Raw genomic sequence first — 23035 nt, 5'->3', positions numbered from 1 at the left:
GTTTGCATTTTTCCCTATGTTATTTTGTTTAACCACTTGCCAATAATCTCCAAAACTGTCTGGTCGACAGGCTCTTTGACCTGCCTTTTGTAGTCTTTAAGAATCTTGCTGAACCGCTGTTCATCAGTCTTGCGCAGGATATGGGTGAGATCCTCGATCAGATGGGTCTCACAGGGGCCTGCTGTCAGGTTAGCAATGTCGTCCAGCTGTTGCGGTTTTACTTGGACATCCTTTGTTCCTGTAATGGCCAGTACAGGAACTTCCACCCTGGGAAGATAGTCTCTAACATTATAATTACGGTGTTCCCGGTCCCATTTGGCGTTGATCTTTTTTCCTTTGTACCGGATAACGTCTTCTGTCGAATTTTTCATTTTGTCGATTAGTTTCCGGTTCATTTTTTCAATCTTCTTATCTACCTTCAGCAGGTGTAAAAGCCAGCCTTCCAATCCTGTAGAAGTACGGATATCTTCTTTCATCATCTCCCGCTGCCATGCCGTCGTCTCGGCCAGCGGCTCTGCCGTTCCGGAAAGGAGGATCAATCCCTGGACGGGCTCTTCTTCATGAATAGCCGGGGCAATGATGCTTCCTTCACTATGGCCGAGCAGGATAATTTTTTGATCGTCTACTGTTGGATGGGCTTTGCCAAACCGGATGGCGGCTACAGCATCTTCTATCAGGTCGTGAAGGCCTGCCTTGTAAAAATCTGCTTCGCTTTTCCCGACGCCACGCTTATCATATCTTAAGGTGGCAATGCCTTTTTTTACGGCGAAATCACTTATTTCCTTAAAGGCATTAATGGGCCGTCGCTTGGTGTTCTCATCCCTGTCCAGATCACCGCTTCCATGTACCATGACAAGCAGAGGAAAGGGGGGCGGCTCATCGTTCGGCAGGGTCAAGGTGCCTGCCAGGCTATATTTACTTTCGATTATGATTTCTTGTTCTCTCATATGACAACACTCCTATCGGTGGGGAAGCTAAAGCAGTTTTTTCTATTTATTTCATCCAATTCTGTACCAGGATTCTAAACGAAACAAAAACTTTTATTCCATTATGGCAACTTTGACAGTTTCGGCAACGGATACCATCACATTATAAACAGAGGGATGATCTTTTTCAAAAAGTCACAAAAAAACAGCCACCCGGATGAATGGGTGACTGTTGTTCTCAACTGGTTAGCGACGGCTTGCAGTACGGCTGTAATTGTTGTGGCTGGTTACCACATCATTCGGATACATGCTGTGGTTTTCTGTCTCATTTGACAGGAAGGTGCGGTATACGTTATTTTCCGTCTCTTCATCGGCTTCCACTAATACAATGATTTTGCCGTCTTTCAGATACCCTTCATACTGCTTCGCATGTTCTTCCGGGATTCCAGCACCGACAAGGGCACCGACAATCCCGCCGCCCCCGGCACCTACACCGGCGCCTGTAAGAGCTGAAACCAACGGCCCGGCCGCTGCGATTTGTCCAATTCCAGGAATTGCAAGCATTCCAAGGCCGGCAACTAGTCCACCTAGACCTCCAAGGACACCGCCGGAGGCAGCTCCAATTCCGGCCCCTTTTCCAGCATTTTTCCCTCGTCCTTCGTCGTTCGTACTTACGCCGGTATTTGTTTCGTCTTCAATTACGTTCACTTTATTTTTATCCTGGGCAAATACGGAAATATCATTGGCACCATAGCCATGATTCTTCAATTCCCTTATTGCTCTTTCTGTTGTGTCGACGCTAGAGAATACACCGCCGATAATTTTCTTATCCATTTGTATCGCCTCCTTTTATTGTCTTCATAGACCAATACCCTGATAAGGACGGAATTATTCATATCCTTTCTAATAGTAGACAGAATGGTGTTTGATAGGAGGGATTATACCCATGTTTCATGCCGCAGAGTCCATTCTTATCTTTTATCTACTCTCTTCAGAGGTTTAGCAGCCGGGCCTTCAATTACCTCACCTGTACAGGAGAAGCGGGAGCCGTGACATGGGCAGTCCCAGCTTTTTTCACCATTGTTCCATTCGACTCCACACTTCATATGGGTGCAAGTCGGATCAACGAGGTGAAGTTCACCTTGTTCGTCGCGGTAAGCACCAGCCCTCTTCCCTTTAATGCTGACAATGGCACCTTCGCCATTCTTCACTTCATCCACATGTTTTTCTTTTCGCTTTAAGTGCGATCGGACCATTTGTGTGCCATCATCAGCTAGTTCTTTCAAAATGGTCTTGCCAGCTTCTTTCTTCAAATGGGTTCTTGTTGGATCAAACAGCTCCTTGTAGCGGTTCTCTCTTCCGGTGGCCAGGTCGCGCAGCAAAGTGGCCGCAGCCATACTGTTGGTCATCCCCCATTTCTTATACCCCGTAGCTGTCAGCACATTCGGCCTTCCTATAACGGATTGGCCGATGAAGGGAAGGCCATCCGGTGTGGACATGTCCTGTGCCGACCATCTATAGAGAATTTCTCTTACTCCAAAGTATTCATCGACAAACCGGAGGAGATTTTCAAAATGTTGCAGGGTGTCCGTACTTTTACCTGTTTTATGTCCCTCACCGCCGAAAATGGCTACTTTTTCCCCGCCTGTCTCTGCATGCCTCAAGGAAAAGCTTGGCTGGTCGATGCCAAGATACATGCCATCAGGTACTTCTATTTTTGTTTTTACTGCAAGGGTATAGGAACGGGATGGATGGAGCCTGGAAAAATAGAATCCCTTTTTGTCATCAAATGGAAAGTGGGTTGCCATCACTACATGATTGCAATGTACCTCGAATTCGTCCTTGGTTTTTACGATAGCACCATTACTCCTATCTTCTGTAGAGAGAGCAGTAGTACCCTCATAGATGGTGCCTCCAAGCTTTTCAATCTCCTCTATAATTGCTTGCAAAAATTTTACTGGATGGAAGTGTGCCTGATTTTTCATGATTAAGGCTCTCTCGGTATGGAAAGGGAGAGTTGTACGGTCAGTCATCTGGTTATCGATACCGAGCCTATCATAGGCGCTCTTCTCTTCTGCCAGCAGTTCTTTTCCCCTGTCGGTGCCCGCATTGAGAATAGCATCCTGTTGCTTGTAGCCGCAGTCGATGTCATGTCGTTTAATCAACTTTTCTATCTCATGCATTGCTTCCATCTGGGCATCATAATAGAGTCTGGCCTGCTTTATGCCCTGTGTTTTAATCAGCTGGTTGTACATGGCATCATGCTGGGCGGTTATTTTTGCTGTAGTAAAGCCGGTTGTCCCATCGAGGAGGGAAGTGCCCTCCAGCAATACGACATCCTTACCTTCCCGTGCCAGCATATAAGTGGTAAGAATCCCGGTCATCCCCCCGCCAATCACTGCTATATCCGCCTCAATGTTCTCCTCTAACTTCGGGAATCTTTTTGCAGTGCGATCTTCCCTCCAATAGGAGGAAGAACGGAGAGGGAGACGTTTTTTATTTACTCCTTGGTTCATCTCATATTCCTCCTTTCATGCTAGAAGACTATACCCTTGTCCCTTCAGTTGCATGCCTGTATAAGTAAACAGTAATCATTACTATTTACAAATCGTAATGATTACGATAAAATAGGTGAGTGGTGAATGAAACTCAACCGAATGTTGGATAGAGAAGGATAATTTTGACTTGAGAAAGGAGGGAGACCATGGCTAAAAAATCCAAAGTGGCAAAGGAAAGAAAGCGTCGTGAAATGGTAGAGAGATATGCGGAGATTCGTAGAGAATTGAAAGCCAAAGGCGACTACGAAGCGCTGCGTCAACTGCCTAGGGATTCATCCCCTACACGGCTTCATTCCCGCTGTGAAGTGACCGGCCGTCCGAAAGGCTATTTGAGAAAGTTTGGGATGTCCCGAATCGCATTTAGGGAATACGCTCATAAAGGGCAGGTGCCAGGTGTGAAGAAGGCAAGCTGGTAAGACTCCTGAGGCTGAGACAAAAGTGTCTTATCTAGTGATAAATCGAACTAACTAGAAAGTTTGGTTAGTGGATATAAACCGCTCCGGAAATACCCTTCACTGATCTAGATTATTGTTCGCCTAAAGAGTTAAACGTTTAGATATGTCCCAAACTCCATTTAATTTGTATAGAAAAATAATCCCTCAGCGGCGGTTTTATCACGGCCCTGAGGGATTATTTTATATTTTTTATTGAGTGAGAAAGTAGTATAAAACTTCAAACATTATTCCAAGCAGGAATGGCTATGTTTTTAGCCACGGTGCTTTAGCGCTGCGAGACTTCTTTCATGTCCTCCGCTCAGTTCATACGTTGCTTATCGGACAGCATGCGCCACTTGTCGTTATTTATCAAATTTCTCCATTGGCAAATTTGTTTAGGAGATCATCCAGCTGTTGACTGCACTCGATTGTTTTTTGATTCGCTAAACCATACTTCAGCCCCAGTTCAATCATTTCTTCCTTTTTCATCAGAATTGCCACCGGTAATTCAGACTCAACTGGTTCTATTATCTGGTCCATCTATTCTTCTCCTCTACATTTTTCAATATTATGGGTCTTTAGTTTGGTAGCCCAACGAAATATATTATGCCAACTTTTTCTAATAGAATCAACTGTTTCTGCAAAAGAAGTCACTATTCTACGAAAATAGACAAGTCTTTACCTGAAGATCATCCTATCAAATAGTGTATCTTTATTCTCATATAGACAGGAAAACAGGGTAAGACAAGTTGAATGTAAAAAATAGGTAACGCCAATTTGATTATGGAAGCAATGGCAGTTGAAATGACAGAAATTTACTTTGCATTAATTTTTCTGTTCGTGGTATGATAAGAACATATATTCGGAACAAAAGTTCTTGTGGAGGGATGACAATGAAAGGGTTACTTGTTCGTGCTTTGGAAAAAAGGCAGCATTTGGAAATGATTTATATCTCCAGGGACCGCCGGATTTCCCACCGAGTCGTCCGGCTGAAAAAAGTAGGGGAGAAGTCTATCCTCGCATACTGCCTTGCCAGGAAAGAATTGCGTGAATTCAAGCTGGAACGCATCCTCTCAGCCGAACCAGCCCACAGAAAGGTGGGAGCATAATGGGAAAAGTGAATGATCGTGGAAATATTAAATGGAGTTCCCTGATGTTGCCCGAGCATATTCAGCTGCTGAAGGACATGTGGAAGGAGAGGGAAGCGAAGCCGAAATTACTTCTAGATGAACAGCAGTGGACGGAAATCAATCGGAATCTTGAGGTGGCTGTCCATGAAGAACTCCCGGTGGAAATCAAATATTATAACGGCCGCGATTATCTGACTGCAAAGGGAAAAATCTCCCGGGTCGATGTTCTGAATGGCTATATTCAGCTTGAAGGGCAGGGGAGAATCGCGCTGGGGAATGTAATCGACGTGCATGTAAAGTAATTCCGTTTTTATATCATTTCTTAGGTTGGACATTTACCCCACTTAATCCTGGGGTCTGTTGCCAACGAAAAGATGCCTGTATCCATAAATCTCCAGGGATACAGGCATCTTTATAAGGTTACAAGTATTGGCTCTTTTTCTAGCTTAAGGAATTAAGGCAGAATTTATTTCTGTTTGGAATTCGAAAATTTGTTGTCCAGGGACAGAGCAATACGGTCGGCAAGGATAAAGTAGATGGAGGTGGCCAATAAGACCAGATCCAGCTCATATCCAGCCATTTCTCCATTGCCAAGAAGTCCGGCAGGGAATTTGGCTATAAATATAGCGCCAAGCATAATAATAGCAAACAGTATGGCAATTACCCGCGTGCCGATCCCAAGTATCATCGCAAGTCCGCCGATTAACTCGATGATTGCAACAATATAAGCCAGAAAGCCTGGAATACTAAGGCTGTCAAAGAAAACGGCAGTATTGGCAATCCCTCCTTGAAATTTATCCAATCCATGGACAAAGAAAATAAGACCGAAAACTACCCGTAAAATAAGTTGTCCAACTTCATTCTTCACTTTCTCTCCTCCTACATTACTTACTTTATGTAAGTTAATCAACGTTTCTCATTATATATCTAAATTATCATCTTGTAAATAGTAATTTAGTTGTAATAAGTAAGTAATGGAAATAAAGATCCTCCCTCGACCTGAGGGAGGAACAGTAAGATTTAAATGGCAGGTGATTCTTCTTCTTTAACTTTTTCTTTTACTTCAGCAATCGCTGTCTGGACTTCTTCCATCTTCTTCTCATCTAAATGATAGAAATGCATGGCTGTCAAAGTAATAAGCCATCCGACAATCGGAATTCCAAACATCAAGACGAGGGTTGCAACCAATAATGGCGTGGTTAAAGCTTCTCCTAGTTGAGGGAATTCGTTCTCGTACCCTATGAATCCTACTGTAATACCGACCAGAGCCGGCGCTAGAGAAGACATTACCTTATCAATGAAGGAGAAGATGGTTCCCAGCATTCCCGGTACATACCGTCCTGTCTTATATGTTTCATAATCGGATACATCGGCAATCATCGGGATAACGATTGCTGGTGTCAGACTTTCAATTCCTCTCAACACCGCATACAAGAGAAGGAAGATGATTGTCGTCAGGCCGATATTCTCCAGTGAAATGGTTGATGGCTCTATCAGCAGGAAGAAGCCAACTAATAGGAAGGCCGTGATGATACCAAGCCAAGTAGCTTTCACCAACGCATTCTTCAGGCCCGTCTTTGTGGCTAGCCTTACTCCGAGAAATGTAATCAAGAGTGTCGGCACAATGGTAACCAATGAAACGGTTCCGCTGAGGGCATAATCTCCCATCATGATGCCGAAAAACATAATATATACAGCCGGCTGCCTCAGAACCATGCCAGCAATTTTATCGGTAGATGCGGCAATGACCAGCATCTGAAGCGGGCGGTTTCCTTTTAGGATTGGCCAATAGTCACGGAACTTCGTCTGAACAGTTCCATCTGCAAGTCCGTAAAATTCCTTCCTGTCTCTGTTATTGATCGCAATCACTGCCAGAATAGTGAAGATTCCTGAAAGAACAATCCCGTACGTATTCAATTCGGTGAACAAGGACATAGTGAAGTCCCCATGTTTATCTACCAGGTAAGATGCAACAAAGATTTGTCCGCCAGTAAATACCCCGATATTATAGGTGGCGTCAAAAATACTGAACAATGGACGCTGTTTGGGATCGTTGGTCAACACGGTCTGCGCAGCTTTCGTAGTTGCGGTTTGGAAAGTATACCCAACAATGTAAATAGCATACATGACGATGAAAAATGGCAGTTGAAGTGCTTCCGGTAGTGAATGAGTCACATTATACATAATGAGGACAGAGCCAGCGAGAATCGCATTTCCCAGAATCATCAACGGCCTGAATTTACCGAATTTAGACTCGGTCTTATCAATGATAAAGCCGATGATAGGGTCTGTAACGGCGTCAAATACCCGGCTTAGGCCGATGACGGCACTTACCACGACCACCGTAAGGCCGGCAATGCCTGTTGCATAATAAGATACAAAACCGATAATGAATAGATATAAGTTCGTTGCAGTATTGTTAAGGGCGAACAAACCAATTTGCCAAAGTTTGGCTGAATTATACTGCTGGCCGTTTTCAATAGCTGTGTTTGCCATAATATTACCTCCATAATAGTAGAGTGGGAAATCGTTTTCAAAAAATAATAGATTCTAGTGAACAAATGATAGTTTGGATGGGTATATGCTGTTTCGTTGAGAAGGGCCGAACATATAAAACCTCCCTTATTACTGTTTGGAAACCGCTTACCTACGTTGAGTAAAAAAATACCAAGCAGCCATTGGAGCCGACTGGATGGGAATTAGAGTTTGTTCATTAGTTTGTTTAGTAAGCAAATTAAATGTTAGTGTTATTGTAAATGAAAGCGCTTGTATAATCAACCACTTTTTTTTACTTTTCGACAATTTTTTAAAAAGTACTTCCCTCCATAGCAAAAAAAGGAATTCCTAAGATGGGCAGGACCCTTGCATTTACATACTTGGTTATTTATAATAAGTTTCAGTGTTTAGAAATGCTAGTTATATAGCTTATATAAATTGGAGGACAAACAACATGAATATATTAGTAGTCAAGGCAAACAATCGCCCAGAAGGAATCTCCAGCAAAATGTACGAAACATTTATGAATCAAGTGAAAGGCAATGAGGATCTAAATGTTTCAACCTTTGATATTTTTGAAGAGGATATGCCATATTTTGGTCAGGATATGTTCAATGCCCTGGGCAAACTTGATAGTGCGGTGGAAATGAATGACGTGGAAACACGTAGTCTGGCTGCAAAACAAAAGGCAAAGGATGCCGTAATCCGGGCCGATGTCCTTGTATTCGCATTTCCATTATGGAATCTTACTATTCCGGCAAAACTCCAGACATTTATTGATTATATTGCTGAAGCTGGATTCTCATTCAAATATGATGCCGACGGGAATTTGGTTCCATTGATGGGGGATAAAAAAATCATCCTGCTTAACGCCCGTGGTGGTGTATACTCCTCACCTGAAATGGCTCCTATGGACATGGCAGTCAATTATATGCGCAATGTTTTTACCGGCCTGTATGGTATGGAACTCCTTGATGAAGTGATTATCGAAGGCCATAATGCAATGCGAGAAAAAGCCGAAGAAATTGTGGAGGCTGGACTTCAACAGGTAGCTGAGGCTGCAAACAAGCTAGCCCTTCAAAAAGCATAAATACAAAAAGCAGAAGTAGCCATTAGAGGATAATGGCTGCTTCTGCTCTTTTATAGTCGTGGGATACACTACTACTATTATAGACTAGAAGTGTTAAAGAGATTGGTTTCCGTCATGGCCAAATCATTCATATTTCATTGCAGGAAAAGAACCATCCTGCAGCGGTTTATATTTCTCCCTTCAATTGTTCCCATTCACCCTCAAGTAGGCTCATCTCCCACAGGTTCCAATAGCTCCCATTCACCAATGCTGTGTCCCGTAGCAGACCTTCCTTTTGAAATCCGAGATTTTCATAGCAGGTAATAGCCGGTTTGTTAAAATCGAAGACTCCCAAACTTACTCGATGAAGATGCAGCTCCTCAAAGGCAATCTTCAGGACACTTTGCACCATTTGCCGGCCGACCCGATTTCCCCTTGCCTTCGGATCGCCGACCAGTACTCTTCCAATCCTGCCTGAGCGGTTGTAACGGTCTATATGTACTAGAGATATGTGGCCGATCAATTTTCCAGTATCTTTTTGGATTACCGAATAGATGTATTTTTCGGAGCGGTCCAGATTGGAATCCTCCAAATAATCATCTAACTGTTTTTCGGTCAGTGGAAAGCTGAAACTGGGGCCCGCCCATTGCATTAAGAATTCCGGGGAATCAACCCATTCCATTAGCTGGTGGAAGTCCCGACGCTCAAAGAATCGCAGTTCAACCGTTATTTTCTCCGCCTTTCTGTTGAATGATCATGCTAGCTTTGATTATTGCAAACTTTGGGGGCCTCTACAACCGGACGGCAGGTTTATAAAGGAGGTCGAATGGGGAGAGAACCAATGTATTGTTCGTGCAGCAACTGAAGAAAGGAGCATAAGTTTTATGTCACTTAAGGCATTGTACTTAAATACTTCCCTGAAAAAGAGTGGGGAAGATTCTAATACAGGAGCCCTTATAGATAAGTCGGTGGAATGGATGAAGAAAGAGGGAGTTGATACAGAAGTAGTTCGGATTGCTGATTATCATATTGAACCCGGGATGAGTGCTGATATGGGAAATGGTGATCAGTGGCCTATCGTTATGAAAAAAGTAATGGAAGCGGACATGATTATTATGGGAACCCCAATATGGAACGGGGAGAAAAGCAGCCTGGCTTCTCTGGTTATGGAGCGATTATACGCCCAAAGCGGTGAAACAAATGAGAAGGAGCAAGCCATTTACTATAATAAAGTGTTTGGGGCAATCGTGACAGGGAATGAAGATGGGGCGAAGGAGGCAGGAAGGTCTATTCTCTTCGGCATGCTTAATATTGGCTTTACCATTCCCCCGAACGTGATTGCCTATTGGGTAGGAGAAGCAGGTCCAGGTCCCTCATATATAGAGGCAGGACAGGATAGTGACTTCACTAAAAGCAATACAAGAATGATGACTTACAATTTAATCCATTTTGCCCGTCTGCTCCGGACACATCCAATCCCAGCAGAAGGAAATCAAATGTGAAATTAGAAGGGGCTGGGACAAAAGCGTTTTATCCAGGGATAAATCCGAACGAACTAGAAAGTTTGATAATGGATATAAACCGCTCCGGAAATACACTTAGCTTTTAGCGGGCTGCTGAAAAAGTTATGATCTTATCTAAAAAGGCTTATCCTAGAAAAAAGGAGTTCATTTTCATGATTGAATCAGAAAATGAACTCCTTTTTTGATTATCGTAGGTGGGTTCCACCTTTTTTCCAAACATTATTTCATTCTCCGAAACAAATTTGTGTTAAGCTGATTTATGGGAAAAGTCAGTACATATTTGAAAGGAGCATCATTGTTATGAGAAAGATTCTTACATCAATCGTTATGGCCTTCTCCCTGATTACCCTCTCTGCATGTGGTTCGGGAGAAGAGGCAAACTCGGGGAATGAAGAGTCTGCGAGCTATGGGGAGCAGATGGACCATCAAATCACTGGTATTGAACCAGGTGCCGGGGTAACAGTAACAACAGAAAAAGTATTGAGCGAATATAGCAATCTGGCAGGCTGGGAACTGGAACAATCGTCAACAGCGGCTATGATGGCTGAACTCGGAGAAGCCATTGATAAGGAGGAGCCAATTGTAGTCACCGGCTGGAATCCTCATTGGATGTTCGCAGAGTATCCACATCTAAAATACCTGGAAGACCCTAAGGGAGTATATGGGGAAACTGAGGAAATCAGAACATTGGCTCGTATTGGTCTAAAGGAAGAAAAGCCTGGAGCTTATAAGATACTAGACCAATTTGAATGGGAAGTAGAAGATATGGAAGGGATCATGCTGGAAGCGGAGCAGACCGGTGGAGATATTGAAGAGCTATCACGCCAGTGGGTGCATGACAACCCAGAGAAGTCAGAAGCATGGGCAGAAGGCGTAGAAGAAGTTGACGGTACAGAAGTAGAATTGGTAACGACCCAGTGGGATTCCGAACTGACCTCCACCTATGCTGTTGCTGAGGTAATGGAAGGAAAAGGATACGATGTGACAGTGACCCCAGCCGATGTGTCCGTCATGTATCAGGCGGTTGCTACAGGGGATGCAGATGCCACTGTTGCGGTTTGGATGCCGATAACAACAAAGGAATTCTATAATGAGCACAAGGGAGACTTCGAGGATCTGGGTGCCAACTTGGAAGGTGCTCGTATCGGGATGGTGGTACCTGGTTATATGGAAATTGAATCCATTGAAGACCTGGAACCCTCCGAGTAAAAGGCATATGTAACACACAGAGTATCCCAATGACACTTATGTTAAGAAGTGCACAAGCATAACCTATTAAACTCAATATCTTCCATTTGTAACATTTCTGTCCATTTTGTAATCCCTGTAACCTACACTTAACCGCCCTGTAACCACAGAATAGGTTTAGCTATGGTACGATTACTCCTGTAATAAATAAAAGGGGGACTACCTAATGAGAAAGTTAGTAGCCGCATTTGCAGGGTTGGTTATTGCAGGGATTTCCGCAACGTCCGTATCAGCTGCAGCAGACCACACAGTTCAACCGGGAGATAGCCTTTGGGGTATTGCAAACAATAATAATACAACAGTCGAAGCATTGATAGACATAAACAATTTGAACTCTACTACTATTTACCCAAATCAGGTAATAAAAGTAGAAGGAAATGAGCAGACAAACTATTATATAGTACAGCAGGGGGATACCCTGACAAGCATCAGCGGTGCTCATGGTGTGACGGTTGCCGATCTGAAAGTATGGAACAACCTTTCTTCAGATCTCATTTATACTGGTGAGCAATTGGCAGTGAACGGTAAAGCTGCCACTACGGAACCACAGCCGGTGGAACATAGTGAGGCACCTGCACCTAAGGCGGAAAGCACCGAGAAGAGTGAACCAAAAGTAGAGAAAACTGAAGTGAATACACAGAAAACAGTGGAAACTGAACCTGTAGAGGAAGCATCTCAGTCCAATCAAGCAGAAGGCCGCACGCTAACCGTTGAATCTACTGCATATACAGCAGGGTGTGCCGGATGCTCTGGCGTTACTGCGACTGGTGTTGACTTGAATGCTAATCCGAACGCAAAAGTGATTGCCGTAGACCCAAGCGTTATTCCACTTGGAACTGAAGTTTATGTGGAAGGTTATGGCTATGCTGTTGCTGCTGATACCGGCGGCGCGATTAATGGCAATAAAATTGACGTCCATGTACCAAGCAAAGACCAAGCATACAGCTGGGGCAGAAGGACAGTAGAAGTTACAATTGTAGACTAAACATACGGAAAGAAAGCATCTTCTGTGAAGAGGGTGCTTTCTTTTTTGGATCAGATGGAACGGATGTGCCGTTTCGTGGGGGGAGGTAAGCCAGGATGATTTGCCCCCTCATTTTTGCCTACCCCACTCAAACCACGGATTATAAAAACCTTTTTCTTCCTATTATAATAGATGATAAGTTTTCCATGAATGGACGTGTAAAGAACACCACTTTGATAAGCTATTGGTCGCCAGTCCAACAGGTTGAATGTTATCTTAGAGGAAATGCGGTATGAAGGAAGGTGAGAGGATGTCCGACCCAAAGCAAGGGAGTGAAAAGGAAGAGCTACTGTTGCAGGCAGCCAGGATCCAAAGCTCTATCCTGCGGTTGCTGGAAACGACATTAATGGAAACTTATCAGTACGAGAGGAATCTGCCGGAAGATGAGCAGAATGAGGAGCTGATCCACCTATCAGAACGAGCCCGAACTATTATCGCGAAAAAACCTAAGCTGAAGGAAATCTACAGAAAGCTGGAGGAAGAATATTCTATCGACTTATAAAGAAGTAAAAAGTGATTTTTAGCAGTAGGTATTATGCAGGTGGAAGTTACCCACATGAAGGAAAAAGCCCCGGCAACATAAGACCATGTTTATCCGGGGCTTTTATATTAGGAGAAACTTGTTTATGCAACTTTTTTACAAGCTTCTGCACAGCTGAAGCATGCATCTGCACATTTTTGGCAATGGTCATGGTCATGCTTCTTGCACTCATTTCCACAGTCTTCACAAACTTTCGCACAGATAGAAGCCAGTTCAGAAATGTATGGAGAGTTACGGGAAATTGCTTGTTCGAGGTAACCGCATATTTCTGCACATTCTCGGTCGAGCCGGATACACTCTGCCATCATTTTTACATCATCTTCTTGCAAGCATGCATCATAGCAATGGTTGCACTCTTCCATGCAGTCATGCAAAGTCTGCAACAGCTCTTGATACTTTTGATGTGCCATTAATAATACCTCCATTATTAAATGATTATTGTATTACATAGTTAAAATACCCTGTGTATTCCGTGGTAAACAGCTGAACTCTAAATTCCATAGAAAATGCACATTTTTTTAAAGTTGGGTTGCTTTTATTGGTAATAATGATCCCTCCGGCAAAAAACATACATAATACAGGCAGGCCGGGAAAATATAAAGTTAGAACAATTAGCAGAAAAGGGAGGATGTCATAATGGCGGAGAACTTACATCAGCGGTTACAGAAGGCGAGCCACCAGATTGATGAGGCTCAGGAGGCTGTCCGCTTGGCACAAGGGCAGGACGCAGAATTAATAGAAAAAGCATATGACCAGCTGCAACATGCAGAATGGGAGTTACAGCAGGCACAGCATGAGGCAGGAAAAGAAGCAACGGAGAACCCCCAGTTCCAGCAGGCCTATCAGCAGCTCCATGACACTCGCCAGCAAGTACAGGAAGCTAAACAGAACAATAGCGATGTCCTATAAATTAAGAAACTTTAAAAGGGATGCATGTTTGCATCCCTTTTTTCATTCTTCCATCATCTGCCCATTTCCTTCTGCGTGTCCAAAGACTCGGTCGTATCTTTTTTGGTTTCCTCTGAATCACTGGTCAATTCACGAGCGGAGTTCTTGAACTCCCGCAGTGTTTCCCCAGTGGCCTTTCCGATTTCCGGCAGCTTTTTAGGGCCGAAAATAACCAGCGCTATGACGAGGATTAAGATCAGACCTGGTATCCCAATTGAAGATAGCATCTAAAAATCCCTTCTTTATTAAAAGTTTTATTACTTAGCTCTTCCCTCTATTTTTATTTTAACACGTTTCATACTGGCGACAACAATATTCGGGCGATTTAACGTTTATTTTACAACAAGTCAATTTTCCTTTAATAACCAGTTGATACGCTAGTAATAGAAATCATCCCCATACTAAAGAGGAGGAGTTTTAACATGAGTGAGAAAACGAATATGGAGAGGCGCAGATTTTTAAAGGTGGGCGGAATCAGTACAGCGGCTATTGCTTTAGGAGCAAGCGGCCTATTTTCATTAAGTGAAAAGGCAGCATTGGCAGCCTCTCCACATGCCAAGGGATCTTTTAGCGGCTATGGGCCGTTGGTGAAGGACCCAGGAGGAATTTTTGATCTGCCAAAAGGCTTCCAGTACCGGATTATTTCCGAAGAAGGCAAAAAGATGGCAGACGGCCGGCCGGTTCCTCAAGCATTTGATGGGATGGCAGCGTTTCAGGGAAAAAATAATTCGACCATCCTTGTACGCAATCATGAACTGACTGGTGATACAGAGTATCCGGTTATAGGTAAGAACCCATATAGCAAAGATTATACCGGCGGAACTACTGCATTGGTGGTGGGAAACGACCGGAAAGTAAAGGAAGAATATGTGACATCTGCAGGCACCATCCGAAATTGCGCTGGGGGAGGAACACCTTGGGGTACATGGCTGACATGTGAAGAAACATTGGAAAAAGGGCATGGTTATGTCTTTGAAGTGGATCCTCTCGATCCGGAGAGCAACCTTTCCAAAACGCCGATCAGGGAAATGGGAGCATTCTCCCATGAGGCCGTGGATGTAGACCCGGCAACAGGGATCGTCTATCTGACAGAGGATGCAGGCCCTAGCTTCTTCTACCGCTTCCTTCCAAACGACCGCAGCCAGACAATTGGATCACTACATAAGGGAGGAAAGCTGCAGGCAGCAGCAATGGAAGAATTAAGCACCAACCATGCAAGCAAGTTTCATTCCGGACAGAAGTTTGGCATTGTATGGAAAGATGTTGATCCCGAGAAACCCACCGATGATGCAGAAGAAAAAGGCTGTATTCAATTCTCCAGGTTGGAGGGCTGCCATATGGTCGGCGGAGTATTTTGGTTCTCCGATACCTCAGGAGGAAGTGAAGCATTAGGTACCGTCTATCGTTACATTCCGGCAACGAACACACTGGAATTATTTTATGAGTCCACGCATGCCAATGATTTGGAAGCTCCGGATAATATTACGGTCACCCCATGGGGAGATTTGTGGATTGCCGAAGATGGAGATGGGACAGATCGCATTATCGGGCTCACTCCGGAAGGGGAGGCATATACCTTTGCTGAAAATAGGTTGAACAACTCAGAGCTTGCTGGACCGACATTTTCACCTGATGGAAGCACGTTATTTGTAAATATCCAAGACCCGGGATTGACACTGGCAATATGGGGGCCATTTGCCAAAAGAAATGCCAGAAGCCAGCGCCAAATGGGACATGCTGCTCCTCCGGCAGGATATGCCCCGAAAATATCTGATAATGTTGCTGCCTTTGCAGAACTTCAAGGAATGTCTGATCTTGAAGTGGCAGCCTTCCAACGTCACGGCATGCCAATTCTTTAAAGTAAAAAAACTGCTCATCTTCGGATGGGCAGTTTTTTTGGTTGTCAGACATGCGTAATTTTTAGATCAGATTAGTCATCATGCTGCTGGGATCCCATCCGCAGAGGAAAATGTAGAGAAATGAAATGAGGAGGGATAGTTGCCAGCATCACGCTGTATAACAGGCTCTTGTTTTCGCCTAGAGTGGAAGGGGGGTTAATAACAGGCTTAGCACATGAATAGCATGGTATATAGAGACTTATGGAGAGGTGAGGATACATGCAAATACATGTGATACAGGCCGGGGATACATTATGGGAGTTATCCCTTCGTTATGGAGCGGATATCCATCAGATTATCTTAGTGAATGAGATCGAGAATCCCAATGTATTGGTAGTGGGGCAGGCGCTTGTTATTCCTGAAAGAGGAAGAGAATACGTCGTACAGCCAGGCGACACGCTTTGGAGGATTGCACAGCGTTTTGGCTTGTCGGTACAGGAATTGGCACAGTTCAACCAGATTGCTGACCCTTCATTGATTTTTCCGGGGGATATGTTGATTCTTCCTTATTTTCCTCATGCCGTTCAGCCGGGGGAAACTTTATGGGAAATAGCTCAGCGGTATAATGTACAGGTAGAACAGATGGTAGAAGTGAATCAACTAGCTGACCCATCCTTTCTTTATATCGGCCAAATACTATATATACCAAGGGAAACGGAGTCTACAAAAGAAATCAATGCCTATATAACCAACATGGGTGAAGAGGGAAGGCGGGAAGTGCTTGCACTGGGAAGGCATTTTACTTATTTATCTCCGTTCACCTATTCGATCAGGGAGGACGGCTCCCTCACAGAACTGCAGGATAATCTTATATTAGAGGCAGCCAGAGAACAAAATATCGAGCCATTACTCGTATTGACCAATTTTTCGGAGGGCTCATTCAGTTCAGATTTAGCTGCGGCGGTACTGAGAGATACGGACCGTCAGGATAGATTGATCAATAATATTCTGAATGAGATGGAAACAAAAGGGTATGCGGGTGTCAATTTTGATTTGGAGTATGTTTATCCTGAGGACAGGGAGAACTATAATAATTTTCTAAGAAGGGTCGTTGATAGATTGCGGCCACGCGGTTATTCTGTATCGTCAGCGTTAGCTCCCAAGGATCGGGCGGACCAAGCAGGATTACTGTATGAAGCACATGATTATGCGGCACATGGCGAAATCCTCGACTTCGTAGTGCTTATGACATATGAGTGGGGATGGGCTGGCGGGAGGCCAATGGCTATCGCTCCTATCCATGAAGTCAGGGAGGTGCTGGATTATGCAGTTACCGCCATCCCCAGGGAAAAGATATTAATGGGAATCCCCTTATACGGACGGGATTGGAATATACCATGGGTAGAAGGTACATTCGCGCGTACGGTAAGCCCAAAGGAAGCGGTCCAGCTGGCTGCGGCCTACGGAGCACCAATCCAATATGACGAAGTGTCCCAGTCTCCTTATTTTCGATATACAGATGATGCAGGGCAGAGACATGAAGTTTGGTTTGAGGATGCCCGGAGTATATCAGCGAAATATCAAGTCATTGACGAATATGGATTAAGGGGAGGAAGTTACTGGGTGTTGGGTAGTCCATTCCCTCAAAACTGGCCTGTTCTCCGTGATCATTTTTCCATCAGGAAAAGATAGAAGTCCATGATAATTAGGTTCGAACATAAAGCATGGAGATAACCCTATGTGGTAGTGTCGATGTCCATATTTTCTCCTGTTGGCCCAACTTAACCAGATAAAGCAAGTAGACAATCCTCCGTGTAATTATGTATTATCAAGTTAGTCTATGTAGTGTGATTACCTTTAAATGAAGGAGATGCCCTAATGGTCGAAGATAGAATGAGCAAGGATGTTGAACTGTTTATTAATGATTTGCCTGAGGATATTCAACAAATGACAGCAGCTTTAAGGAAAATTATTTTAAGTTCTTCTCCCAAGCTTAAAGAGGAGTTTAAATGGTCGATGCCTAATTACTCTTTTAACGGGCTGGTTTGTTACCTGCAGACTGCCAAACAGCATGTTAATCTTGGGTTCCATAAAGGAAGTAACCTTCAGGAGAAAGCCGGAAATCTATCATTGCAAGGTTCAGGAAAAACAATGAGGCATATCAGAATAGAAAAGATGGAAGATATTCAGCCGGAAGCCTTCACTTCACTTATTAAAGCAGCGGTTTCCCTAAATGAAGAGGAATAGGATGCTTGTCCTACCATATGGGCGCAATTCGAGCGGCCAGAAGTGCATCTTTATTTAATAACGGTCACATCTTTGAACTTTCTGCATATATTAACTGCGGTGTGAGGAAATTGCAGAAAGGAAGAGGAGCCATGAATAGTAAACAAATATCAACAATAAATCCTGGAGGCTACAGGATTATTGAAGTCAATATGTCCGATCCATCGGAGAGTTTATATGCTGTATGCTCACCGGTTAAGAACGGATAGGCTCTCGAAAGACTATCTCTTTTGTAGTATTACATAAAAGAGATAGTCTTTCTTTTTGCGTGAAGTCTAAACCACAAGCATTTCCCGCAGTAAAAGAATGTATGCTGGAGTGGAGGAAAGTGCCCTTTTCCAAGCAGGAAATGCCGGCTCGGAATAGAAATAAATAAAGGGCCATATAAATAGGTAGTCCTGGGTGAAAAAGTAAAGCTTTAGAGGAAGGTTTCAATGAACCTGCGTCTATTGCTGTCTAATTAATCATGCAGCCAATTTGAGCCGTGTCAGACTGGGTTTCGATGGGGTGATGGAAGAAAATGAATAGCCAGGAGGATGTATATGAAGAGGAAATGGTGGAAGGAAGCAGTTGCCTATCAGGTTTATCCACGCAGTTTCAGGGATTCGGATGGGGACGGGATCGGTGACCTGCAGGGAGTCATATCTAAACTTGATTACTTAGAAGAACTAGGTATAGATGTTATTTGGATCTGTCCCATTTATAAATCCCCAAACGAGGATAATGGATATGATATCAGTGATTATCAGGAAATTATGAGCGAGTTCGGTACCATGGAAGATTTTGATCAGCTGCTTAGGGAAGTGCATCAACGCGGGATGAGGTTAATCATGGATCTCGTCATTAACCATACTTCCGATGAACATCCATGGTTTATAGAGTCGCGGTCTTCCAAGAAAAATCCCTATCGTGACTATTATATCTGGCGTGCCGGTAAAAAAGGCAAAGAGCCGAATAACTGGGAATCCATCTTCAGCGGCTCTGTCTGGGAATACGACAAGCATACAGACGAGTATTATATGCATGTTTTTTCACGGAAACAGCCGGATCTGAATTGGGAAAATCCGGCTGTTCGCCATGACTTGTATAACATGATAAATTGGTGGCTCGATAAAGGCATTGACGGTTTTCGAGTGGATGCCATTTCCCATATTAAAAAGCTGCCAGGGCTGCCAGACCTGCCTAATCCCAAAAATAAAAAATATGTTCCGTCCATGGACGGCCATAGAAACAAGGAAGGAATCCAAGTCTATTTGGAAGAGTTGAAGAGAGAGACATTCTCTAAATATGACATTATGACGGTTGGTGAAGCGAATGGTGTTACCATAGAAGAAGCTGATGAATGGGTCGGTGAAAAGAACGGGAAATTCAACATGGTCTTTCAGTTTGAACACTTGGATCTATGGGGGAAAAGCACCTCGGGCGGGCTGGATATCCATGCCCTTAAAGAAACGTTGACAAAGTGGCAAAAAGGGCTGGAGGGAAGAGGATGGAATGCATTATTCCTGGAGAACCATGACCAGCCGCGTTCCGTTTCCACCTGGGGAGACGATGGGGAATATCGTGAGCCGTCTGCTAAATGCCTCGCCACCATGTATTTTTTAATGCAGGGGACGCCATTTATCTACCAGGGGCAAGAAATAGGAATGACTAATGTACAGTTCAAATCGATGGATGATTATCAGGATGTTGCAATTCACAATCTTTACCGTACAGAGCGAGAGAAGGGAAAGAGTTATGAGGAGGTAATGGAAATCATTTGGAAAAACGGCCGTGATAATGCCCGGACTCCCATGCAGTGGACAGCTGGGAGACAAGCTGGTTTCACGGGTGGAACTCCCTGGATAAAGGTGAATCCTAATTATACCTTCATCAATGTCGAGCAGGAAAAGAGCGACCCTGAATCCATTTATCATTATTATAAGGAACTGATCCAGCTAAGGAAACAGAATGATGTCTTGGTGTACGGAAAGTATGATTTGGTTCTGGAAGGGCACGACCGGATATATGCCTACACCCGGAAGCTTGATGATAAAGTAATGCTTATTGTAAGCAACATGTTCAAGGAAAAAACAGTGTGCAGGCTTCCAAGCGATTTAATCGGAAAAGAGGCGGAACTCCTTCTGGGCAACTATAAAGCCGGCGGTAGGGAAAGGTTGGGCACCCTCCGCTTGAGCCCGTATGAGGCACGGGTTTATAATCTGATTAAATAAAACGGCTGCGTTTTTTTGGAAAAGAAGAATTTAGCAATAAATTAGCGGTTGAATATTGATATAAATATTGTTACTATAAAAGAAATGAAAGGGACTGTGTGTAACTGGCGAAACACGGATAACCGTGAGGGAGCACATAGTGACGATAAGCCGTTCGCCTGGGCAGAGGTAAGGGAATTTTTATTCCCTTACCTCTTTCTGTTTTTAGGAGGGATAGCCCGTATTCTATTGGTTTCTGACAGCGATAAGTGTATGAAGTGTAGCTGAAAAAAGCCTACATGAACCTGATCACTCTGCGAATTTAAAAGGAGGAAGAAAAAATGACTACCATCACGCTGAATAAGGTTAAAACAATAAAAACATTAAACAATATTGCCGAACGAGGACTTAATGTCTTTGATAAAGAACACTATGCCATCGATAATGATGATCCAAACCCAGACGCTATTGTTGCCCGCAGTTATAATATGCACCATATGGACTTCAATGATAACTTAAAGGCAATTGCTCGTGCAGGAGCCGGTGTCAATAATATTCCAGTAGACAGGTGTACGGAACAGGGAATAGCCGTATTCAATACACCAGGGGCCAATGCAAACGCGGTAAAAGAGCTGGTGCTGACTTCCTTGATAGCTTCATCCCGCAATCTTTTTGACGGCTTGAGCTGGGTGAAAAACTTGGATGGAGAAGAAGAGCGGATCTCTAAGCAAGTCGAAGCAGGGAAGAAGCAGTTTGTCGGTAAAGAAGTAAAAGGCAAGACGCTGGGTGTTATAGGACTAGGTGCAATTGGGGCACTTGTCGCAAATGATGCACTCGACTTAGATATGAATGTTGTTGGTTTCGATCCATTCATCTCTGTCGATACCGCTTGGAACCTTTCAAGGAAGGTACACCGTGCTATGACCATTGAAGAATTGTTTGCGAACGCCGATTATATTACGGTTCACGTTCCGCTCACAGATGATACGGCAGGAATGTTCAATAAGGAAACGTTCGCTCTTATGAAATCCGATGTACATATTCTCAATTTCTCCCGCGATGGGCTGGTGAATGAAGGGGATATGGCTGAGGCACTGAAAAGCGGAAAGGTCGGCAAGTATATTACTGATTTCCCTAATGAAAATGTGTTGAACATGCCGAATGCCGTACCTATCCCCCATCTTGGTGCATCAACGAAGGAATCGGAGGAAAACTGTGCAGTAATGGCCGCGAAGCAAGTGAAGGACTTCCTGGAAACAGGAAATATCAAAAACTCTATTAACTTCCCGAATGCTTCTCTTCCGTATACAGGAAAAAAACGGGTGGCAGCATTCCATCAGAATGTTCCTAATATGGTCAGCCAAATTATTTCTGTCCTTTCCAATTACAACCTGAACATCGCTGACATGGTGAACAGAAGTTTTAGGGATATGGCGTATACAATGATTGATATTGATGATGAGGTGAACGGCGACATCCTTCCTGTACTGGAGAAGGAAATCAGGGAAATTGAAGGCATTGTATCACTCCGCCTCATCTAATACAGTTATAACTAGCATCCCTGATTATCTAACCGGCCTGGAACAAATATGCGTTTTGCAGTTTAGTTATAATGTTCCAGGTTCTTTTCTTGTACAGTAGGTTTATTTTGGGCGTGAGTAGGATTGCAAAACTTCCACTCTGCCCTGTCCTGCATAGTTATGCCTTCTATTCTGAGCTTCTCCCAGTATAGAAGGCTCTTTTTTTGCGGGGAAAAGATGTAGTGGCTTCGGCTGTTCATTGATTTTACACCCGTTGTTAGGTAAGGTCTTCAAAAAATATTTGCTTTATTATATCCGAGTAAACTGATATAATTAATTTAATTTAATGATCAGAGATAGGATAATAGTTTAGGGGGAAGTTTTTATGACGGAGCGATATCCGGTTCTTTCAGGTGCAGAGTCGTTTTTTATGGAAGGTGGACAGACAGGTGTACTTATTTCACATGGATTTATGGGTACACCGCAAAGTGTCCGTTTTATTGGGGAGAAACTAGCAAGGGAAGGATATACAGTTCTTGCTCCAAGGTTGAAGGGGCACGGAACCAGCCCTTATGAGTTGGAGAAATGTACGTATCATGAATGGTATGGAGAATTGGAGAGAGGTTACAAGGAGTTGAGGCAGCATTGCAGCAGGGTCTTCGTTCTCGGGCAATCGATGGGAGGGACTCTGTCACTTTGGCTGGCCCGCAATAATGAGGGAATTGATGGGGTCATCTTGGTGAACCCTGCTTTAACCATTCCATCCTATGAGCATCTCCGAAAGAAAACAGTACCAAGATTCCTTACCGAAGGAGAGCCAGATATTAAAGCGAAAGGGGTACATGAAATCACTTTTGACAGCACTCCGCTCAAGTCGATTCAGGAACTTCAGAAATTAATGGACCTGACACCTGGGATTCTCCCAGAAATCACTTGCCCGGTACTAGGCATTAAATCAAAAGAAGATCATGTAGTTCCTCCACAAAATACTGATTACATTCTTGAGCATATCGCCTCTCCAGATAAGCAGAAGGTTGTGCTCAACAATTCTTACCATGTCGCGTCCATGGATCATGACAAAGGGAAAATAGTAGAGGGCACCCATGATTTCATCCAGCAGACTATTGGGCAGGATAGGGACCGGAAATATTATTTTTTGAAAAAGAATGATAGAGTAGATTCCTTTACTAAGGGTGGCTTCAGCAAAATTCTGAGGTGAGGTTCTAACAATTTATTTAGGCTACAAATGGTCGAAGTTTTCAGATGGCTGTCAAAAGGCGAAAAAGCGCATAGGGGCGCTTT

General features: G+C 43.7%; 24 protein-coding genes and 1 riboswitch. Of the genes, 15 read left to right on the top strand and 9 right to left on the bottom strand.

Annotation, left to right across the window (positions count from 1 at the left end):
- Window positions 1-14: 14 nt before the first annotated feature.
- The 3 genes from ACFODW_RS16230 to ACFODW_RS16220 all read right to left on the bottom strand — a co-directional run bounded on the left by ACFODW_RS16230 (window position 15) and on the right by ACFODW_RS16220 (window position 3442).
- Complete coding sequence (locus tag ACFODW_RS16230; RefSeq protein ID WP_390307840.1) at window positions 15-947, bottom strand: alpha/beta hydrolase; 933 nt, start codon at window positions 945-947, stop codon at window positions 15-17.
- 225 nt (window positions 948-1172) lie between these two features.
- On the bottom strand, window positions 1173-1760 hold the full coding sequence (locus tag ACFODW_RS16225; RefSeq protein WP_390307839.1) for a low temperature-induced protein: 588 nt from the start codon (window positions 1758-1760) through the stop codon (window positions 1173-1175).
- 137 nt (window positions 1761-1897) lie between these two features.
- On the bottom strand, window positions 1898-3442 hold the full coding sequence (locus ACFODW_RS16220) for an FAD-dependent oxidoreductase (protein WP_390307838.1): 1545 nt from the start codon (window positions 3440-3442) through the stop codon (window positions 1898-1900).
- Between the two features lie 188 nt (window positions 3443-3630).
- On the opposite strand from ACFODW_RS16220, the gene rpsN reads away from it, so the two are divergent.
- Window positions 3631-3900: a 30S ribosomal protein S14 gene (gene rpsN / locus ACFODW_RS16215; protein ID WP_390307837.1), complete on the top strand. Its 270-nt coding sequence runs from the start codon at window positions 3631-3633 to the stop codon at window positions 3898-3900.
- 387 nt (window positions 3901-4287) lie between these two features.
- Here rpsN and ACFODW_RS16210 read toward each other — a convergent pair whose 3' ends face one another.
- Window positions 4288-4458, bottom strand: a complete 171-nt coding sequence (locus tag ACFODW_RS16210; RefSeq protein WP_390307836.1) for an aspartyl-phosphate phosphatase Spo0E family protein — start codon at window positions 4456-4458, stop codon at window positions 4288-4290.
- A 353-nt stretch (window positions 4459-4811) separates the two neighbouring features.
- On the opposite strand from ACFODW_RS16210, the gene ACFODW_RS16205 reads away from it, so the two are divergent.
- Entirely contained in the window at window positions 4812-5027 is a 216-nt protein-coding gene (locus ACFODW_RS16205) for a WYL domain-containing protein (protein ID WP_390307835.1), read from the top strand.
- Entirely contained in the window at window positions 5027-5350 is a 324-nt protein-coding gene (locus ACFODW_RS16200) for a YolD-like family protein (RefSeq protein WP_390307834.1), read from the top strand. The genes ACFODW_RS16205 and ACFODW_RS16200 overlap by 1 nt, the downstream gene beginning before the upstream one ends.
- 164 nt (window positions 5351-5514) lie before the next feature.
- Here the strand turns inward: ACFODW_RS16200 and ACFODW_RS16195 are convergent, their stop codons facing one another.
- Together ACFODW_RS16195 and ACFODW_RS16190 are read right to left on the bottom strand one after the other, a co-directional pair.
- On the bottom strand, window positions 5515-5916 hold the full coding sequence (locus tag ACFODW_RS16195) for a DoxX family protein (protein ID WP_390307833.1): 402 nt from the start codon (window positions 5914-5916) through the stop codon (window positions 5515-5517).
- A gap of 152 nt (window positions 5917-6068) precedes the next feature.
- Window positions 6069-7544 (bottom strand): MFS transporter, encoded by a 1476-nt coding sequence (locus ACFODW_RS16190; RefSeq protein ID WP_390307832.1) that lies wholly within the window; start codon window positions 7542-7544, stop codon window positions 6069-6071.
- Between the two features lie 454 nt (window positions 7545-7998).
- On the opposite strand from ACFODW_RS16190, the gene ACFODW_RS16185 reads away from it, so the two are divergent.
- A complete protein-coding gene (locus tag ACFODW_RS16185) occupies window positions 7999-8634 on the top strand; it encodes an FMN-dependent NADH-azoreductase (RefSeq protein WP_390307831.1) in 636 nt (211 codons plus the stop codon).
- Between the two features lie 166 nt (window positions 8635-8800).
- Here the strand turns inward: ACFODW_RS16185 and ACFODW_RS16180 are convergent, their stop codons facing one another.
- On the bottom strand, window positions 8801-9343 hold the full coding sequence (locus ACFODW_RS16180; protein ID WP_390307951.1) for a GNAT family N-acetyltransferase: 543 nt from the start codon (window positions 9341-9343) through the stop codon (window positions 8801-8803).
- Window positions 9344-9497: 154 nt separating this feature from the next.
- On the opposite strand from ACFODW_RS16180, the gene ACFODW_RS16175 reads away from it, so the two are divergent.
- The 4 genes from ACFODW_RS16175 to ACFODW_RS16160 all read left to right on the top strand — a co-directional run bounded on the left by ACFODW_RS16175 (window position 9498) and on the right by ACFODW_RS16160 (window position 12910).
- Window positions 9498-10115: a flavodoxin family protein gene (locus ACFODW_RS16175; RefSeq protein WP_390307830.1), complete on the top strand. Its 618-nt coding sequence runs from the start codon at window positions 9498-9500 to the stop codon at window positions 10113-10115.
- Between the two features lie 321 nt (window positions 10116-10436).
- Window positions 10437-11345, top strand: a complete 909-nt coding sequence (locus tag ACFODW_RS16170) for a glycine betaine ABC transporter substrate-binding protein (RefSeq protein ID WP_390307829.1) — start codon at window positions 10437-10439, stop codon at window positions 11343-11345.
- Window positions 11346-11550: 205 nt separating this feature from the next.
- Entirely contained in the window at window positions 11551-12369 is an 819-nt protein-coding gene (locus ACFODW_RS16165; protein WP_390307828.1) for a 3D domain-containing protein, read from the top strand.
- Between the two features lie 289 nt (window positions 12370-12658).
- Window positions 12659-12910: a hypothetical protein gene (locus ACFODW_RS16160; protein ID WP_390307827.1), complete on the top strand. Its 252-nt coding sequence runs from the start codon at window positions 12659-12661 to the stop codon at window positions 12908-12910.
- 122 nt (window positions 12911-13032) lie between these two features.
- On the opposite strand, the gene ACFODW_RS16155 is transcribed toward ACFODW_RS16160, so the two are convergent.
- The gene (locus ACFODW_RS16155) at window positions 13033-13359 is read right to left on the bottom strand and encodes a four-helix bundle copper-binding protein (protein ID WP_390307826.1); all 327 of its coding nucleotides are present in this window, start codon (window positions 13357-13359) and stop codon (window positions 13033-13035) included.
- 226 nt (window positions 13360-13585) lie between these two features.
- Here ACFODW_RS16155 and ACFODW_RS16150 point away from each other — a divergent pair, with 226 nt between their 5' ends.
- Window positions 13586-13858, top strand: coding sequence for a hypothetical protein (locus tag ACFODW_RS16150; protein WP_390307825.1), 273 nt, complete (start codon window positions 13586-13588; stop codon window positions 13856-13858).
- A 53-nt stretch (window positions 13859-13911) separates the two neighbouring features.
- Here the strand turns inward: ACFODW_RS16150 and ACFODW_RS16145 are convergent, their stop codons facing one another.
- Window positions 13912-14124, bottom strand: coding sequence for a twin-arginine translocase TatA/TatE family subunit (locus ACFODW_RS16145; RefSeq protein ID WP_390307824.1), 213 nt, complete (start codon window positions 14122-14124; stop codon window positions 13912-13914).
- Window positions 14125-14319: 195 nt separating this feature from the next.
- Here ACFODW_RS16145 and ACFODW_RS16140 point away from each other — a divergent pair, with 195 nt between their 5' ends.
- The 6 genes from ACFODW_RS16140 (at window position 14320) to ACFODW_RS16115 (ending at window position 22952) form a co-directional block, all read left to right on the top strand.
- Window positions 14320-15756, top strand: a complete 1437-nt coding sequence (locus tag ACFODW_RS16140) for an alkaline phosphatase PhoX (RefSeq protein ID WP_390307823.1) — start codon at window positions 14320-14322, stop codon at window positions 15754-15756.
- Window positions 15757-16014: 258 nt separating this feature from the next.
- Window positions 16015-17427 carry a LysM peptidoglycan-binding domain-containing protein gene (locus ACFODW_RS16135; RefSeq protein ID WP_390307822.1) on the top strand — a complete coding sequence of 471 codons (1413 nt, stop codon included), beginning with the start codon at window positions 16015-16017 and terminating at the stop codon, window positions 17425-17427.
- 186 nt (window positions 17428-17613) lie between these two features.
- A complete protein-coding gene (locus tag ACFODW_RS16130; protein ID WP_390307821.1) occupies window positions 17614-17982 on the top strand; it encodes a DUF1801 domain-containing protein in 369 nt (122 codons plus the stop codon).
- Between the two features lie 581 nt (window positions 17983-18563).
- On the top strand, window positions 18564-20234 hold the full coding sequence (locus ACFODW_RS16125) for a glycoside hydrolase family 13 protein (protein WP_390307820.1): 1671 nt from the start codon (window positions 18564-18566) through the stop codon (window positions 20232-20234).
- 90 nt (window positions 20235-20324) lie between these two features.
- A riboswitch (ZMP/ZTP riboswitch) is annotated at window positions 20325-20405 on the top strand.
- Between the two features lie 149 nt (window positions 20406-20554).
- Complete coding sequence (locus ACFODW_RS16120) at window positions 20555-21754, top strand: phosphoglycerate dehydrogenase (RefSeq protein WP_390307819.1); 1200 nt, start codon at window positions 20555-20557, stop codon at window positions 21752-21754.
- 364 nt (window positions 21755-22118) lie between these two features.
- The gene (locus ACFODW_RS16115; RefSeq protein ID WP_390307818.1) at window positions 22119-22952 is read left to right on the top strand and encodes an alpha/beta hydrolase; all 834 of its coding nucleotides are present in this window, start codon (window positions 22119-22121) and stop codon (window positions 22950-22952) included.
- Window positions 22953-23035: the final 83 nt, after the last annotated feature.

Source organism: Virgibacillus sediminis (assembly GCF_042643265.1).
Taxonomy (GTDB): domain Bacteria; phylum Bacillota; class Bacilli; order Bacillales; family Amphibacillaceae; genus Virgibacillus_O; species Virgibacillus_O sediminis.
Note: the sequence above shows the minus strand (reverse complement) of the source record. Positions and strands in the feature narration are given on the sequence as shown.